Annotated in this window: 13 protein-coding genes; 3 read left to right on the top strand and 10 right to left on the bottom strand. The window is 70.4% G+C overall.

Annotated features, from left to right (window positions below; translation table 11 throughout):
* Positions 1–15: 15 nt before the first annotated feature.
* Complete coding sequence (locus MK786_RS06000; protein WP_241111316.1) at positions 16–942, bottom strand: 4-(cytidine 5'-diphospho)-2-C-methyl-D-erythritol kinase; 927 nt, start codon at positions 940–942, stop codon at positions 16–18.
* A complete protein-coding gene (locus MK786_RS05995; protein WP_308220022.1) occupies positions 939–2,006 on the bottom strand; it encodes an aldo/keto reductase in 1,068 nt (355 codons plus the stop codon). Before MK786_RS05995 ends, MK786_RS06000 begins: the two co-directional genes overlap by 4 nt.
* 182 nt (positions 2,007–2,188) lie before the next feature.
* Here MK786_RS05995 and MK786_RS05990 point away from each other — a divergent pair, with 182 nt between their 5' ends.
* Positions 2,189–3,775, top strand: coding sequence for a stealth family protein (locus tag MK786_RS05990; protein WP_241111315.1), 1,587 nt, complete (start codon positions 2,189–2,191; stop codon positions 3,773–3,775).
* On the opposite strand, the gene MK786_RS05985 is transcribed toward MK786_RS05990, so the two are convergent.
* Both MK786_RS05985 and rsmA read right to left on the bottom strand, forming a co-directional pair.
* Positions 3,723–4,640 carry a phosphodiesterase gene (locus tag MK786_RS05985; protein ID WP_241111314.1) on the bottom strand — a complete coding sequence of 306 codons (918 nt, stop codon included), beginning with the start codon at positions 4,638–4,640 and terminating at the stop codon, positions 3,723–3,725. The genes MK786_RS05990 and MK786_RS05985 overlap by 53 nt on opposite strands.
* A gap of 101 nt (positions 4,641–4,741) precedes the next feature.
* Positions 4,742–5,590 (bottom strand): 16S rRNA (adenine(1518)-N(6)/adenine(1519)-N(6))-dimethyltransferase RsmA, encoded by an 849-nt coding sequence (gene rsmA, locus MK786_RS05980; protein WP_241111313.1) that lies wholly within the window; start codon positions 5,588–5,590, stop codon positions 4,742–4,744.
* Between the two features lie 174 nt (positions 5,591–5,764).
* Between rsmA and MK786_RS05975 the strand changes: the two genes are divergently transcribed.
* Together MK786_RS05975 and MK786_RS05970 are read left to right on the top strand one after the other, a co-directional pair.
* On the top strand, positions 5,765–7,201 hold the full coding sequence (locus tag MK786_RS05975) for a sugar porter family MFS transporter (RefSeq protein ID WP_241111312.1): 1,437 nt from the start codon (positions 5,765–5,767) through the stop codon (positions 7,199–7,201).
* Between the two features lie 86 nt (positions 7,202–7,287).
* Positions 7,288–8,592 carry an MFS transporter gene (locus MK786_RS05970; RefSeq protein ID WP_241111311.1) on the top strand — a complete coding sequence of 435 codons (1,305 nt, stop codon included), beginning with the start codon at positions 7,288–7,290 and terminating at the stop codon, positions 8,590–8,592.
* Between the two features lie 153 nt (positions 8,593–8,745).
* On the opposite strand, the gene MK786_RS05965 is transcribed toward MK786_RS05970, so the two are convergent.
* The 6 genes from MK786_RS05965 to MK786_RS05940 all read right to left on the bottom strand — a co-directional run bounded on the left by MK786_RS05965 (position 8,746) and on the right by MK786_RS05940 (position 13,841).
* Complete coding sequence (locus MK786_RS05965) at positions 8,746–9,108, bottom strand: YciI family protein (protein WP_241111310.1); 363 nt, start codon at positions 9,106–9,108, stop codon at positions 8,746–8,748.
* A gap of 211 nt (positions 9,109–9,319) precedes the next feature.
* Positions 9,320–9,835 (bottom strand): NUDIX domain-containing protein, encoded by a 516-nt coding sequence (locus tag MK786_RS05960; RefSeq protein ID WP_241111309.1) that lies wholly within the window; start codon positions 9,833–9,835, stop codon positions 9,320–9,322.
* A gap of 3 nt (positions 9,836–9,838) precedes the next feature.
* The gene (locus MK786_RS05955; RefSeq protein WP_241111308.1) at positions 9,839–10,750 is read right to left on the bottom strand and encodes a TatD family hydrolase; all 912 of its coding nucleotides are present in this window, start codon (positions 10,748–10,750) and stop codon (positions 9,839–9,841) included.
* Entirely contained in the window at positions 10,750–12,330 is a 1,581-nt protein-coding gene (gene metG, locus MK786_RS05950) for a methionine--tRNA ligase (RefSeq protein WP_241111307.1), read from the bottom strand. Before metG ends, MK786_RS05955 begins: the two co-directional genes overlap by 1 nt.
* A gap of 167 nt (positions 12,331–12,497) precedes the next feature.
* Positions 12,498–13,316, bottom strand: coding sequence for a 16S rRNA (cytidine(1402)-2'-O)-methyltransferase (gene rsmI, locus MK786_RS05945; protein WP_241111306.1), 819 nt, complete (start codon positions 13,314–13,316; stop codon positions 12,498–12,500).
* 9 nt (positions 13,317–13,325) lie between these two features.
* Positions 13,326–13,841 (bottom strand): MarR family winged helix-turn-helix transcriptional regulator, encoded by a 516-nt coding sequence (locus MK786_RS05940; protein ID WP_241111305.1) that lies wholly within the window; start codon positions 13,839–13,841, stop codon positions 13,326–13,328.
* Between the last annotated feature and the right edge of the window lie 39 nt (positions 13,842–13,880).

Genomic DNA, 13,880 nt, shown 5'->3' with positions numbered 1-13,880 from the left:
GCGTGCGCGGCACGCTCAGCCGATGACACGGGCGCCGGCGACGGGCCCGTGCACGTGCAGCGCCTCGAGGCCGGCGGCCGAGAGCGTCACCTGCAGCTCGAGCGCCGACTCGGGATCGCCGGTCAGGAAAGCCAGCGTAGGCCCCGACCCCGACACGAGTCCCGCAAGGGCGCCCGAGCGCTCCCCCAGCTCGAGCGCGGCGCGCAGCTCGGGCCGGAGCGAGAGGGCCGCGGCCTGCAGGTCGTTGCGGATCTGCTCCGCGAGCGCGGCCGGGTCGCCTGCCCGGAGCGCGTGGAGCACGCCCGTGTCGACATCGGGCGCGCGCCCGCTCACATTGATGTCGTTCTCCGCGCGCAGGGTGTCGAGATGCGCATACACCTCGGGAGTCGACAGGCCCTCCGACGACGGCACGACGACCCAGTCGAACCGGCCCTGCGCGAGGGCGGGGCTCAGCTGATCGCCCCGACCCGTGCCGATCGCCGTTCCGCCCATCAGCGCGAAAGGCACGTCGGCCCCGAGCCGGGCGGCGAGCTTGTGCAGCTCGGCGGTGCCGAGCTCGGCACCCCAGAGCGCGTCGCACGCGACGAGCGCAGCCGCGGCATCCGCTGATCCGCCGCCCATGCCGCCTGCCACCGGCACGTTCTTCACGATGTCGAGGTGCACGCCCCCGCGGCGGCCGATGCGCTGCGCGACCATGCGCGCCGCACGCACCGCGAGGTTGCGATCGTCGGCGGGCACGCCCTCGACGTCGACCGTGCCCGAGACCGTCGCCGTGAAGTCGTCGCCGGGCGACGCCCAGACGTTCTCGTACAGCGAGACCGCCTGGTATGCCGAGGCGACGTCGTGGTAGCCGTCCTCCTGCACGCCGCCCACCTGCAAGAACAGGTTGAGCTTCCCGGGCGCGCGCACATGGACGCGGTCGGTGACGACGGCTTCGCTCACGAGGTCGCCGACCTCGCCCACAGGTCGACGTCGATGCCGTCGGAGAGCGCATCGATCTGCTCGAGCTCCTCCGTCGTGAAGCCGGGCCCGTTGAGCGCCGCAAGGTTCTCGTCGAGCTGCGCGGGACGCGACGCCCCGATCAGCGCAGACGTGACCACGGGGTCGCGCAGCACCCACTGGATCGCCATCTGGGCCAGCGTCTGGCCGCGCTCCTTCGCGATCACGTCGAGACCGCGCAGCTTCGCCAGCCCGTTCTCGGAGAGGGCGCCGACGGGCATCGACGAGCGCTGCTGCGCGCGCTGGGCCGGCCCGTCGCCGAGGTACTTGTCGGTGAGGAGGCCCTGCGCGAGCGGCGTGAAGGCGATCGCCCCCATGCCCTCCTGCTTCAGCACGCCGGTCAGCCCGTCCTCGACCCAGCGATTGAGGATCGAGTACGCCGGCTGATGGATGATGAGGGGCGTGCCGAGAGAGCGGGCGACGGATGCCGCGACCGCCGTGCGCTCGGCGCTGTAGGACGAGATGCCGACGTAGAGCGCCTTGCCCTGGCGCACCAGTGTGTCCAGCGCTCCGACGGTCTCCTCGATCGGCACGTCCGGGTCGACGCGGTGCGAGTAGAAGATGTCGACGTAGTCCACGCTCATCCGCCGGAGCGACTGCTCGGCGCTGGCCAGGACGTACTTGCGCGCACCGCCGTTCCCGTACGGGCCGTGCCACATGTCGTAGCCCGCCTTCGACGAGATGATGAGCTCGTCGCGGTAGCGGCCGAGATCCTCGCGCATCATGCGGCCGAAGTTCGTCTCGGCCGAGCCGTAGGGCGGGCCGTAGTTGTTCGCCAGGTCGAAGTGCGTGATCCCCCGGTCGAACGCGTGACGCAGCAGAGCCCGCTGGTTGTCGAACGGGATGTTGTCGCCGAAGTTCCACCACAGGCCGAGCGAGATCGGGGGGAGCGTCAGGCCGGAGGTGCCGACGGGACGGTAGGCGGCGCCGTCGTAGCGGTCGTCGGCGGCGGTGTAGGGGCGGTGGAGGTCTCCGCCGTTGGCGCGGTATCGCTGCTCTTCGGTCACCGGTCAAGGCTAGCGGCGCATCGCCTCGACCGCAGGTGTCGGAGGCATCGACGCGGGCGGCTCGCAGAGGCACATCGAGACGCCGCGTGTCAAGGGGCGTGCGCGGAAACGTGACCGTAACGGACTGTGCTTACTGTGAGACTCGGGACCCGTGCGCCCGGTCTCGAAGAAGGAGGATCCCCTTGCCCCAGCTGTCCGTCGTGCCCACCCCTCAGGACACGTGGTCGACACTCCTCGGCCGCACCGACATCGCACTCCACGACGGCATCCTGCATGTCGTCCATGACGACGTCACGCCTGTGGAGGCCCGCACGGCCGACCTGCTCCTCGTCGCCGACACGCTCGAGGGAGCGGGCATCGGGGTGATGCTCATCCGGCACGGCCGCTCCGTGCCGGCCATCGTCGTCGATCTCGCCGCGCGCGACGCCGCGCTGGCGGCGCTCGCCGGGCTCGGTGGGATCGAGCCGCTCTACGTCAAGCAGAAGGGCCGCCCCCTGCAGCGCGCGACCGAGGTGGACGTGCCCCGCGGCGGACCCTCCGCCCTGCGCGTGTACCGGCCGCGCATCGCACGCACCGGCGGACTGCGCTACGGCTCCGCCCTCGGAGCCCGCGTCGAGTTCTGGCGATTCGGCGCGGACCTCGTCGAGGCGCCGCATGACAACGCGTACACCCGCCGGCTGACGCCGGCTGACGACCTCTCGTTCACCCGGGTCGAGCGCTTCGGCCGCAGCTGGCGCACGATCTCGGGAATGTTCGACCTTCAGCCCCACGAGTTCTCGCAGGACGTCGACATCGTCTTCTCCTGGGTCGACGGCTCATCCAGCGACTTCCAGCGCCAGCGCGCGGCGCGCATGGCCGAGTACGTCGTCGGCGAGGGCGACGACGGGCCCGCACGCTACCGTCACATCGACGAACTGCGCTACGCCCTGCGCAGCGTGCACATGTACGCGCCGTGGGTGCGGCGCATCTTCATCGCCACCGACTCGCCCACGCCCGCATGGCTGCTCGATCACCCCAAGGTGACTGTCGTGCGCAGCGAGGAGTTCTTCGCCGACCCGTCATCGCTGCCCACGCACAACTCGCACGCGGTCGAGGCGCAGCTGCACCGCATCCCCGGCCTCGCCGAGCACTTCCTCTACTCGAACGACGACATGTTCTTCGGCCGCCTCGTCGAGCCCGAGCTGTTCTTCACCCCGGCGGGCGTGACGAAGTTCGTCGAGTGCGAGGTGCGCATCGGCTCCGGCGACCCCGCCGCGCACCGCAGCGGGCACGACAACGGACTGCGCGTGAACCGGGCGCTGCTTCAGGACCGCTTCGGCCGCCGGATCGTGCGCGATCTGGAGCACTGCGCCACGCCGCTGCGGCGCAGCGTGATGGCCGAGCTCGAGGAGGCGTTCCCCGACGACTTCGCGCGCACCGCGGCATCCCGGTTCCGCTCCGCCACCGACATCTCGGTGACCAACAGCCTGTACCACTACTTCGCGCTCATGACCGGGCGCGCGGTGGCGACCAGGGAGCCCCGCACCCGTTACGTGCAGACCACGCTGACGGCGTCGCTGCGGCGCATGGAGCGGCTCGCCAAGCGCACCGACGTGGACATGTTCTGCCTGAACGACGGCGGCGAGACCGAGGTGCCCGAGCAGCTGCGCACCCGCGTGGTGCGCGAGTCCCTCGACCGGATGTTCCCGGTCCGCGCGCCGTGGGAGCGCGACGAGCTCAGCGCGGCAGAGCGATCGGCTCGGTCGGCGCATCCCTCCGCACGTCGCTGAACGGGCCGACGCCGGCCAGCATAAGGCGCCGCTGCGCCTCGTCGGCGTCGATGTGCTCGAGCGTGCGCATCGCGTCCACCGGCACGACGGAGTGCACCACGGTGTCGTCGTAGAGGTGCACGAGGTTGAACGCCTGCGCGCCGTCCTGCGGACGGGTGCCACCGGTCGGCACCGTGAGGTCCTGCGCGTAGCAGGTGGAGGAGGCGACCGACACCGGGATGCCTGCGAACGTGCCGAACGTCGAGTAGTGCAGGTGGCCGGCGATGATCGCCCGCACATCGGCACCGCGCAGCACGTTCGCCAGCCGTGACTGGTCGCGAAGCTCGACGCTCGCCGCCAGCGGGAGCACGCTCGGCACGGGCGGGTGGTGCATCGCGAGGATCGTGCCGAGCGGCGCCGGGGTCTTCAGCACGTCGGCGAGCCATACGAGCTGCTCGTCCGCGAGCTCGCCGTGGTGGTGCCCGGGAACGGTCGAGTCCAGCGTGACGATCCGCAGCCCGTCGAGCTCGTCGACGCGATCGACGGGCTCGGCATCGCCCAGCTCGTCCCACAGCGCGCGGCGGAAGGTCGCTCGGTCGTCGTGGTTTCCCATCACCCAGATCACCCGGGCGCCGACGCGGGCCGCGAAGGGCTCGACCAGCGCGCGCAGCTCGGCGTAGGCATCCCGCTCCCCCAGATCGGCGAGGTCGCCCGTGAAGACCACGGCGTCGGGGCGGACACCGCTCGCCTCGATGACGGCGAGCGCGCGGGACAGGCGCTCTGCGGCGTCGACCAGGTCGAACAGCCGGGACCCCCCGGCACGCAGGTGGGTGTCGCTGAGGTGCAGCAGGATCCGCTCGGGTGCCGGATACTCCGCGGTGCGCATCGGGTCATCTCCCCCGCCCTGCGGTCGAGTCAGGACTTGGCGGGAATGTTACCGGCGTGTTTCGAGCACCTGGGTAAGGCGCGGTGAACGCTGAGGGAAATCTAAGCTCGCAGCACGCGCGCGATGCGCACGAAGTCGTCGATCGACAGCTCCTCGCCGCGCGCGGTGGGCGCCACCCCGGCGGTTTCCAGGACCGCGGATGCCTCGGCCGCCGAGCCGCCGAGCACTCCGGCCAGCGCCTGCCGGAGCATCTTCCGGCGCTGCTGGAACGCGGCGTCCACGATCGAGAACGTGCGCCGGCGCTCGTCCTCGTCGCCGCGAGGGGCGGCGTCGCGACGGAAGCCCACCAGGACGCTGTCGACGTTCGGCACGGGCCAGAAGACCTGACGCGACACCGTTCCGGCCAGTCGCCACGGTCCGTACCAGGCCGCCTTGACGCTCGGCGCGCCGTAGATCTTCGACCCGGGAGGGGCGGCGAGCCGCTCGCCGACCTCGGCCTGCACCATGACCACACCGCGCTCGAGGCCGGGGAAGGTCTCGAGGAAGTGCAGCAGCACGGGAACGCTCACGTTGTAGGGGAGATTGGCCACGAGCACCGTGGGGTCGCCCGGCAGTTCGCGGACACGCAGCGCATCGGCGTCGACCACGGTGAGCGCGCCGTCGGTGACGCCGTGCGCGGCGGCCGTGGCCGGCAGCCGCTCGGCGAGCCGGTGGTCGATCTCGACCGCCGTCACCGTGGCACCGGCCTCGAGGATCGCGAGCGTGAGGGACCCGAGCCCGGGCCCTACCTCGACCACCCGGTCGCCGGGCGCGACCTCCGCGACGTGGACGATCTTGCGAACCGTGTTGGCGTCGACGACGAAGTTCTGGCCCAGCTTCTTGGTCGGGGTGACGTCGAGGTCGGCGGCGAGCGCGCGGATCTCGGCGGCTCCGAGCAGGGACACGGGCATGGATTCACTGTACCCAGGCCGCGGTGCGGGACGTGCCGCGCGGAGGTGCTGCGAGCGGCGCGATAGCGCACGGGAGCGCACGGCGCACGTCCTTGACAGCCCTGCGCGCGGCGCGCGAGGGTGGGCGGACACGGGCGGTTCTCCTGTCGGGCTGCTCGAACGAGGAGGTTCGACATGAGCTCAGCCCCAGCATCCGGTTCCGACATCTCCGTACCGATCGCACGTGTCGTCCTCGTGGCGGCGACGGCGGCGCTCGGCGGCTTCCTCTTCGGCTTCGATACGGCGGTGATCAACGGCGCGGTGAGCGCGATCGGCGAGCAGTTCGCGGCCGGTCCGTTCCTGCTCGGCTTCTCGGTCGCCTCCGCCCTCATCGGCTGCGCGATCGGAGCGTGGTTCGCCGGGCGCATCGCCGACCGCTTCGGCCGTGTGCGCGTGATGCTCCTGGCCGCCGCGCTCTTCGTGATCAGCGCGCTCGGATGCGGATTCGCCTTCGGCATCTGGGACCTCTCGTTCTGGCGCATCGTGGGCGGGCTGGGCGTCGGCGCGGCGTCCGTGATCGCGCCGGCGTACATCGCCGAGGTGTCACCGCCCGAACATCGTGGACGTCTCGGGTCGCTTCAGCAGATGGCGATCGTGATCGGCATCTTCGTCGCCCTTCTGACGGACGCCGCGATCGTCGCCGCCGCGGGCAGCGCGACGGCTCCGTGGCTGCTGGGGCTCGAGGCCTGGCGCTGGATGTTCCTGTCCGAGCTCGTCCCCGCCGTCATCTACGGACTCCTCGCCCTCACGATCCCCGAGTCGCCTCGCTACCTCATCGCACGCGGCGAGATGAAGAAGGCGAAGGAGGTGCTCACCCGTTACGTCGGCGGCAACGTGGAGAAGACTTCGACCGACATCCTGAAGACGGTCGAGGGCAAGCCGGACCGCCCGCGCTTCTCCATCCTGCGCGGCTCGAAGTTCGGGCTGCTTCCCATCGTGTGGATCGGGATCGGGCTGTCCGTGCTGCAGCAGTTCACCGGCATCAACGTGATCTTCTACTACTCGTCGACGCTGTGGCAGGCGGTCGGCTTCACCGAGCAGGACTCCCTCACGATCACCGTCATCACTTCCGTGACGAACATCGTCACCACGATCGTGGCGATCCTGCTGATCGACCGCATCGGACGCCGGCCGCTGCTCCTCGTCGGGGCGATGGGCCAGTTCGTCTGCCTGGCCGTACTCACCGTGGTGTTCGCGACGGCGCCCATCGTGAACGGCGAACCCGTTCTGGAGGGGGCTGCGGGCACCACCGCACTGCTGGCCGCGAACCTGTACGTGGTGTTCTTCGGAGCCTCGTGGGGACCGGTGGTCTGGGTGCTGCTCGGCGAGATGTTCAGCAACCGCATCCGCGCCGTGGCACTGTCGGTCGCCGCCGCAGCGCAGTGGGCGGCGAACTTCGTCATCTCGACGACGTTCCCGGCGCTGGCGGCCGTCGGACTCGGCCTGGCCTACGGCGTGTACACGTTCTTCGCATTCGTCGCGATCTTCTTCGTCATCAGGTACGTGCGCGAGACCAAAGGGCGCACGCTCGAGTCGATGTCGGACGACGGCCGCAGCGAAGTGCGGACCTGAGCCGCGGCGTCAGCGCCGCGGCGGCCGTCACCAGGCGGCCGTAGTGTGAGGTCGCATGCCTGCGGAGGCGCTCGTAGGATCGTGGGATGCCTTCGCTCGGCGACCTCGTCGCACCCCGCCGCATGGGCCGCGACTTCCGCTGGCTCCTCGCGTCCTCGTGGACCAGCAACCTCGGCGACGGCATCGCGCTCGCGGCCGCGCCGCTGCTGATCGCGTCACTCACCTCGTCGCCGATCCTCGTCGCCGCGGGAGCCATGCTGCAGTACCTGCCGTGGCTCCTCTTCGGCCTGCTCGCGGGGGCCGTCGCCGACCACCACGATCGCCGGCGCCTGGTCATCATCGCCAACGCGACGCGCGCCGTCATCGTCGCCGGGCTCGTGGCGTTCCTGGTGACCGGGTACGCGAACGTATGGATCGTGCTGGCCACCGCTTTCCTCTACGGCACCGCGGAGGTGTTCGCCGATTCTGCGGGAAGCACGCTGCTCCCGATGCTCGTCAAGCCCGCCGACCTCGGCATCGGCAACGCGCGCATGCAGGCGGGCTTCCTCGTGGCCAACCAGCTCGCCGGTCCACCGCTGGGCGCCTTCCTGTTCGCCGTCGGCTCGTTCTGGCCGTTCGTCCTGCAGGTGCTGTGCGTGGGGCTGGCGGTGCTGCTCATCTCACGCATCGCGCGCACGCCGATTCCCGAGCATCCGGAATCCGATTCCGAGTCGAAGGTGCACGCGATCCGCGAGGGGCTGCGATGGCTCCGCAACAACGCGCCTGTCCGCACCCTCATCGTGATCATCCTGGTGTTCAACATCACGTGGGCGGCGCCGTGGGGCATCCTCGTGCTGTACGCCACGGAGTACCTCGGCATGGGCCCGGTCGGCTACGGAGCGCTCACCACGGCGTCCGCCCTCGGCGGGTTCATCGCGATCTTCGCGTTCGGCTGGCTCGAGAAGCGGGTCTCGTTCTCGACGCTCATGCGGGTCTGTCTCTCGCTGGAAGTGCTCATGCACCTCGGGTTCGCCCTGACGACGTCGCCGGTGGTCGCCTTCGTCATCATGTTCGGCTTCGGGCTCTACGCGTTCATCTGGGCGACGATCTCGACCACGGTGCGCCAGCGACTCGTGCCCATCGAGCTGCAGGGACGCATCGCGTCGGTCAACATGGTCGGCGTCTTCGGCGGGCTGGTGATCGGGCAGTTCATCGGCGGCATCCTGGCTCAGCTCTTCGGGCTGACGGCGCCCTGGTGGTTCGCCTTCGCAGGGTCGCTGATCACGCTCGCGCTGGTCTGGCGCTCCATCTCGCACATCGCCGCCGCCAAGCCGGTGCTCGATGAGGGATCCGTCGCCGTGGTCGAGGCCGAAGGTGAGCCGGGTGCGGGTGGGATGCGGCTGCCTGACTGACTCGGGGGACGCCGCAGCTTGCGCAACCACAGCTCAGTCGTCCGACTCCCAGGAGTGTTCGACGGTGGGCAGGATGAGGACCCGCCCTGCGACGGCGGTGGGATGCCGCTGCCTGACTGACTCGGGGGACGCCGCAGCTTGCGCAACCACAGCTCAGTCGTCCGTCTCCCAGGAGTGCTCGACGGTGGGCAGGATGAGGACCCGCCCTGCGACGGCGGTGGGATGCTTCGCCATGTACGCCGCCGCCTGCTCGATGGACTCCGCCTCGAGGATGTCGTAGCCGGCGAACCACTCCTTGAACTCGGGGAACGGCCCATCCGTCACGATCGTGCGCCCCTCGCGGACGACGACCGACTTGGCACGGTCCCGCCCGGCGACCGGGCTTCCGAGCCCCACGGTGCCGGCCTCGACCCCCTCGTCCACCCACGACTCGAGCATGCTACGGTCGTCGCCCTCGTCGAGGGTCGAGCCGCCGGCGTCGGTGAGGTGAAGCACGAGGTACCGCTGAGTGGTCATGGTGCGCCGAACGGATCCGCGAGGCACGGCGCGAGCGCCGCCGCACGCGGGCAGCGCACCGGCACGCCTTCTGGACTGACCTGAGCGAGCTCCTCCTGTCGATCCCCGCCGGGGTCGGCGTGCGCATCGGCGGCTGAGGCGAACGCTGCTGTTTCCTGCGTCAGCGCCGATCACCGCAGCGCGTGCTGGAAACAGCAGCGGTCGCGAGGGGTCAGCCGCCCACCAGCTCGCCGAGCCGCGCGCCGAGCCGCGTCAGGCGCGGCACCCATGGACCCGCCATGTCGCCGCCCGCCTCGCCCCGGCGCAGCGCCTCCGCGAACGGGACCCACGCGCTCTCGCACACCTCATCCGGATCCAGCGTCAGCGCGGGATCGCCCGGCACACGTGCGACGTACAGATCGAACAGCGCCTGCCGCTCGACCAGACGACCGACGAACTCCAGCTCGTCGACGCCGACGCGCACGCCCGCCTCCTCCTCGAGTTCCCGCACGGCACCCTCGGCGCTCGACTCGCCCGCGAGCGCACTGCCCGCCGGGAACTCCCAGCACAGCGGCCAGTCCTTCACCGCGGCCCGCCGCGTCATCAGCACCAGACCATCAGCGCGCACGACGCACACCGACGCCACGATGTGAAAGACGCCCGCGGGGAAGTCCGGATCACCGCGACGGAACAGCTCACCGGTGGGGTTGCCGGCGGCATCCGTCAGATCCCACAGCTCGCCGTCCACGGATCAGTCCTCGAACGGGCCGTACACCTCGAGCGTGTTCGCGGCGACCTGCGCGCCCAGCTCGTCGACGTCGATGCCGAGCTCCGCGGCCATGAACCGCAGCGTCACGGGGATCAGGTACGGCGCATTCGGGCGTCCCCGATGCGGCACGGGCGTGAGGAACGGGGCATCCGTCTCCACCAGGATCCGATCCCGCGGGATGACCGCCAGCGCATCCCGGAGATTCTGCGCGTTCTTGAACGTCACGTTGCCGGCGAACGACAGGTAGTAGCCGCACTCCCCCGCGATGCGCGCCATCGCCTCGTCGCCCGAGAAGCAGTGGAACACCGTGCGCTCCGGCGCCCCCACCCGCTCCAGCGTCTCGAGCACGGCGTCGTGCGCGTCACGGTCGTGGATCTGCATCGCGAGACCGTGCTTCTTCGCCAACGCGATGTGCGCCTCGAACGAACGGAACTGCGCAGGCACGCCGTCCTCCGCCGTGCGGAAGAAATCCAGCCCGGTCTCTCCGATCGCACGCACGCGGGGCTGCGCGGCCAGTTCGTCGATGACGGCGATCGCCTCATCCAGCCGACCGGCCGCCTCGTACGCGGGCGCCTCGTTCGGATGGATCGCGACCGCGGCGAGGACACGGGGGTGGGATGCCGCGGCCCACGCCGACCATCGGCTCGACTCGATGTCACCACCGGCCTGCACGACGCCGATCACACCCACCTCGTCGGCCCGCGCGAGCTGCTCGTCGAGCGACAGCCCGACGCCGTCCTCGATCTCGAGGTGCGCGTGGTTGTCGTACGCCGGCACGGCGAGCGGCTCGGGTGCCTCGGGATAGCTCACGTCGCGCGTGCCCTTCTCGCGCGTGCGGACGTACTGCGACGGATCCGCGCCCTCGGCCGGGTACGGCACCGCAGGCGACGACATCAGACCGACTGCTCCACACGCGGGAACAGCGGGGCGAGCCCGTTCACCGACGTGCCGGGCTTCAGCACGCCCCAGACACCCGCCTCGCGGATCGGCTGGTCGTGCAGACGACCGATCGTCTCCGCGGCGCCGAGCGCGATCCAGAGCTTCTCCGTCGACTCGGGCATCACCGGCGACAGCAGCACCGCGAGCGCACGCAGACCCTCGGCGGCCGTGTACAGCACGGTGCCGAGGCGAGTGCGCTGCGCCTCGTCCTTGGCGAGCGCCCACGGCTCGTTCTCGGTGATGTACAGGTTCAGCGCGTCGACGATCGTCCAGATCGAGGTGATCGCCTCGTCGATGCGGAACCGCTCCATCGCCGCATCGGCCGCGGCTGCGGCATCCGCCACCGTCTTCTGCACGTGCAGATCGGCCTCGGAGTACTCGGTCGCCGGAGGCACGACGCCCTCGAAGTAGCGCTCGACCATCGCCGTCGTGCGCGACGCGAGGTTGCCGAAGCCGTTCGCGAGCTCGGCCTGGTACCGGGCCGACAGGTCCTCCCATGAGAACGATCCGTCCTGGCCGAACGCGATCGCCGACAGGAAGTAGAACCGGTAGGCGTCCGAGCCGAAGACGTCGGTGATCTCGGTCGGCGCGATGCCGGTGAGCTTCGACTTCGACATCTTCTCGCCGCCGACCAGCAGCCAGCCGTGCGCGAACACTCCGCGCGGCACCTCGAGTCCCGCAGCCATCAGCATCGCGGGCCAGATCACCGCGTGGAAGCGCAGGATGTCCTTGCCGACGATGTGGTACGCCGGCCAGCGGCGGGCGAACTGCTCGGGGTCCGTGCCGTAGCCGATCGCCGTGGCGTAGTTCAGGAGGGCGTCGACCCACACGTAGATGACGTGGGACTCGTCCCACGGAAGCGGGATGCCCCAGTCGAACGCCGAACGCGAGATCGACAGGTCCTTCAGACCGTTCTTCACGAACGAGACGACCTCGTTGCGGGCCGACTCGGGACGCACGAAATCGGGCACGCTCGAGTAGAGCTCGAGGAGCTTGTCCTGGAACTCGCTGAGCTTGAAGAAGTAGTTCTTCTCCTGCAGCAGCTCGAGCGGCTTGGAGTGGATGGCGCAGACCTTCAGCCCCTCGAAGGGGCCGGTGCCGTCGACGATCTCGGACTCGGGCTTGAACTCCTCGCAGCCGACGCAGTAGAGCGCCTCGTACTCGCCCGCGTAGATGTAGCCCCGGTCGTAGATCGCCTGCACGAACTGCTGCACGCGCTCCTCGTGACGCGGCTGCGTCGTGCGGATGAAGTCGTCGTTGGCGACGTCGAGCGTCTCGAGGAGCGGGAACCACGCCTCGGTGACGAGCTTGTCGACCCACTCCTGCGGAGTGACGCCGTTGGCCGAGGCCGCACGCATCATCTTCTGGCCGTGCTCGTCGGTGCCCGTGAGCATCCAGGTGTCGTCGCCCGCCTGGCGGTGCCAGCGCGCGAGCGTGTCGACGGCCACGGTCGTGTAGCCGTGGCCGATGTGGGGCACGTCGCTGGGATAGTAGATCGGCGTCGTGATGTAGAAGGACTGGCGGCCGGAAGTCACCCGAGGATTCTAGTCGGGCGGGATGCCGGCACCGGCCGTCGTGACATCGGGGCCGTCCTCGGGTGTGCGTGGAACGGCCATCGTCATATGACGCGTCCACCGCCGATCGAATGCGCGGAAGCGCGCGTATCGGGATCCCGCGGCGGCGCGGCCCGCGGGGCGAGCGGTCATCCCCGGACGGCGAGCGCGGCCTGATACAGCTCGCGCGAGGAGTGACCGGTGTGCGCAGACACCTCACCCGCGGCATCCTTCAATCTCGTCCCGGACCGCACCAACTCGAGAACCTGGGTCACGGCGTCGGGGAACGCGACCTCACGCGGCGCCGCACCCGCGACGACGATCACCAGCTCACCGCGCACGCCGTCCGCCGCCCACGCGGCCAGCTCGTCCAGCGTGCCGCGCGCGACCTCCTCGTGCAGCTTGGTGAGCTCACGGCAGACCGCCGCGCGACGGTCGGCGCCGAACGCGGCCGCCATGTCGGCGAGCGTCGCAGCCACGCGCGTCGGCGCATCGAAGAACACCATCGTGCGCGGCTCGTTCGCGAGGGCGCGCAGCGCGCCGGCGCGCTCACCGGGCTTGCGCGCCACGAAGCCCTCGAACGTGAAGCGATCCGTCGGCAGCCCGGAGACGGCGAGCGCCGTGAGCACGGCACTCGGACCGGGGATTGCGGTGACGACGACTCCCGCCGCCGCGGCCGCCGCGACGAGACCGTAGCCCGGGTCGCTCACCGTCGGCATGCCGGCATCGCTCAGCACCAGCACATCGCGATCGCGAGCCAGCTCGACCAGCTCGGGCGCGCGCTCCTTCTCGTTGTGATCGTGCAGTGCGATGAGGCGCGGACGATTCTCGACGCCGAGCGCTGCGAGCAGCCGCTGGGTCGTGCGGGTGTCTTCGGCGGCGACGACGGTCGCGGTCTGGAGGGCCTCGATGAGACGTCGCGAGGCATCCCCGAGATTTCCGATCGGCGTGGCCGCGAGGATGATCACGCCCTCAGCCTACGGCGCGGGCCCGTCTGCGGGCACGGGCTCCACCTGGTCCACGGCGGACTGCAGGCGGCCCAGCGTGTCGATCACGATCCGGGTCTCTTCGGGCGACAGGTCGATGACCGCCTCGAGCATGCGGCTGTGCATCGCCCCCAGCGTGCGGCGCACCTCCTCGTCCGTCTCGACGGTCGGCGTGACCACGATCCGGCGCTGGTCGCTCGGGTGCGGGCCGCGACGCACGTGGTCGGACTTCTCCAGCCGGTCGATGATCGCCGTCACGGATGCCGTCGATACGGCGAGGTACCGCGCCAGCTCGGCGGGCGACACGACGCGGTCCTCGCGCTGCGCCTTGAGCAGGTACCGGAGAGTGAGCAGGTCGTTCTCACCCATCGCCATCGAATCCCTGGTGCGGCGGCGCATCGCCACCTCGGCCGCCCGGTAGAGACGGAACGCCTGCAGCAGCTCGATCGCGCGACGGCGGCGGTCGTCGGCGTCGTCGCCGTACCAGTAACCGCTGTTGTGCTCCACGCAGGAATCATACGAGCGGTGCTGTCCACCGCGCGCATG

This window comes from Microbacterium sp. CFH 31415 (assembly GCF_022538185.1).
Lineage (GTDB): Bacteria > Actinomycetota > Actinomycetes > Actinomycetales > Microbacteriaceae > Microbacterium.
Note: the sequence above shows the minus strand (reverse complement) of the source record. Positions and strands in the feature narration are given on the sequence as shown.

Excerpts from the sequence above, each read along its gene's own strand:
- MK786_RS05985 (WP_241111314.1), bottom strand. The coding sequence starts at position 4,640 with ATGCGCACCGCGGAGTATCCGGCACCCGAGCGGATCCTGCTGCACCTC.
- MK786_RS05955 (WP_241111308.1), bottom strand. The coding sequence starts at position 10,750 with ATGTCGTCGCCTGCGGTGCCGTACCCGGCCGAGGGCGCGGATCCGTCG.
- MK786_RS05975 (WP_241111312.1), top strand. The coding sequence starts at position 5,765 with ATGAGCTCAGCCCCAGCATCCGGTTCCGACATCTCCGTACCGATCGCA.
- MK786_RS05970 (WP_241111311.1), top strand. The coding sequence starts at position 7,288 with ATGCCTTCGCTCGGCGACCTCGTCGCACCCCGCCGCATGGGCCGCGAC.
- rsmA (WP_241111313.1), bottom strand. The coding sequence starts at position 5,590 with ATGCCCGTGTCCCTGCTCGGAGCCGCCGAGATCCGCGCGCTCGCCGCC.
- MK786_RS05965 (WP_241111310.1), bottom strand. The coding sequence starts at position 9,108 with ATGACCACTCAGCGGTACCTCGTGCTTCACCTCACCGACGCCGGCGGC.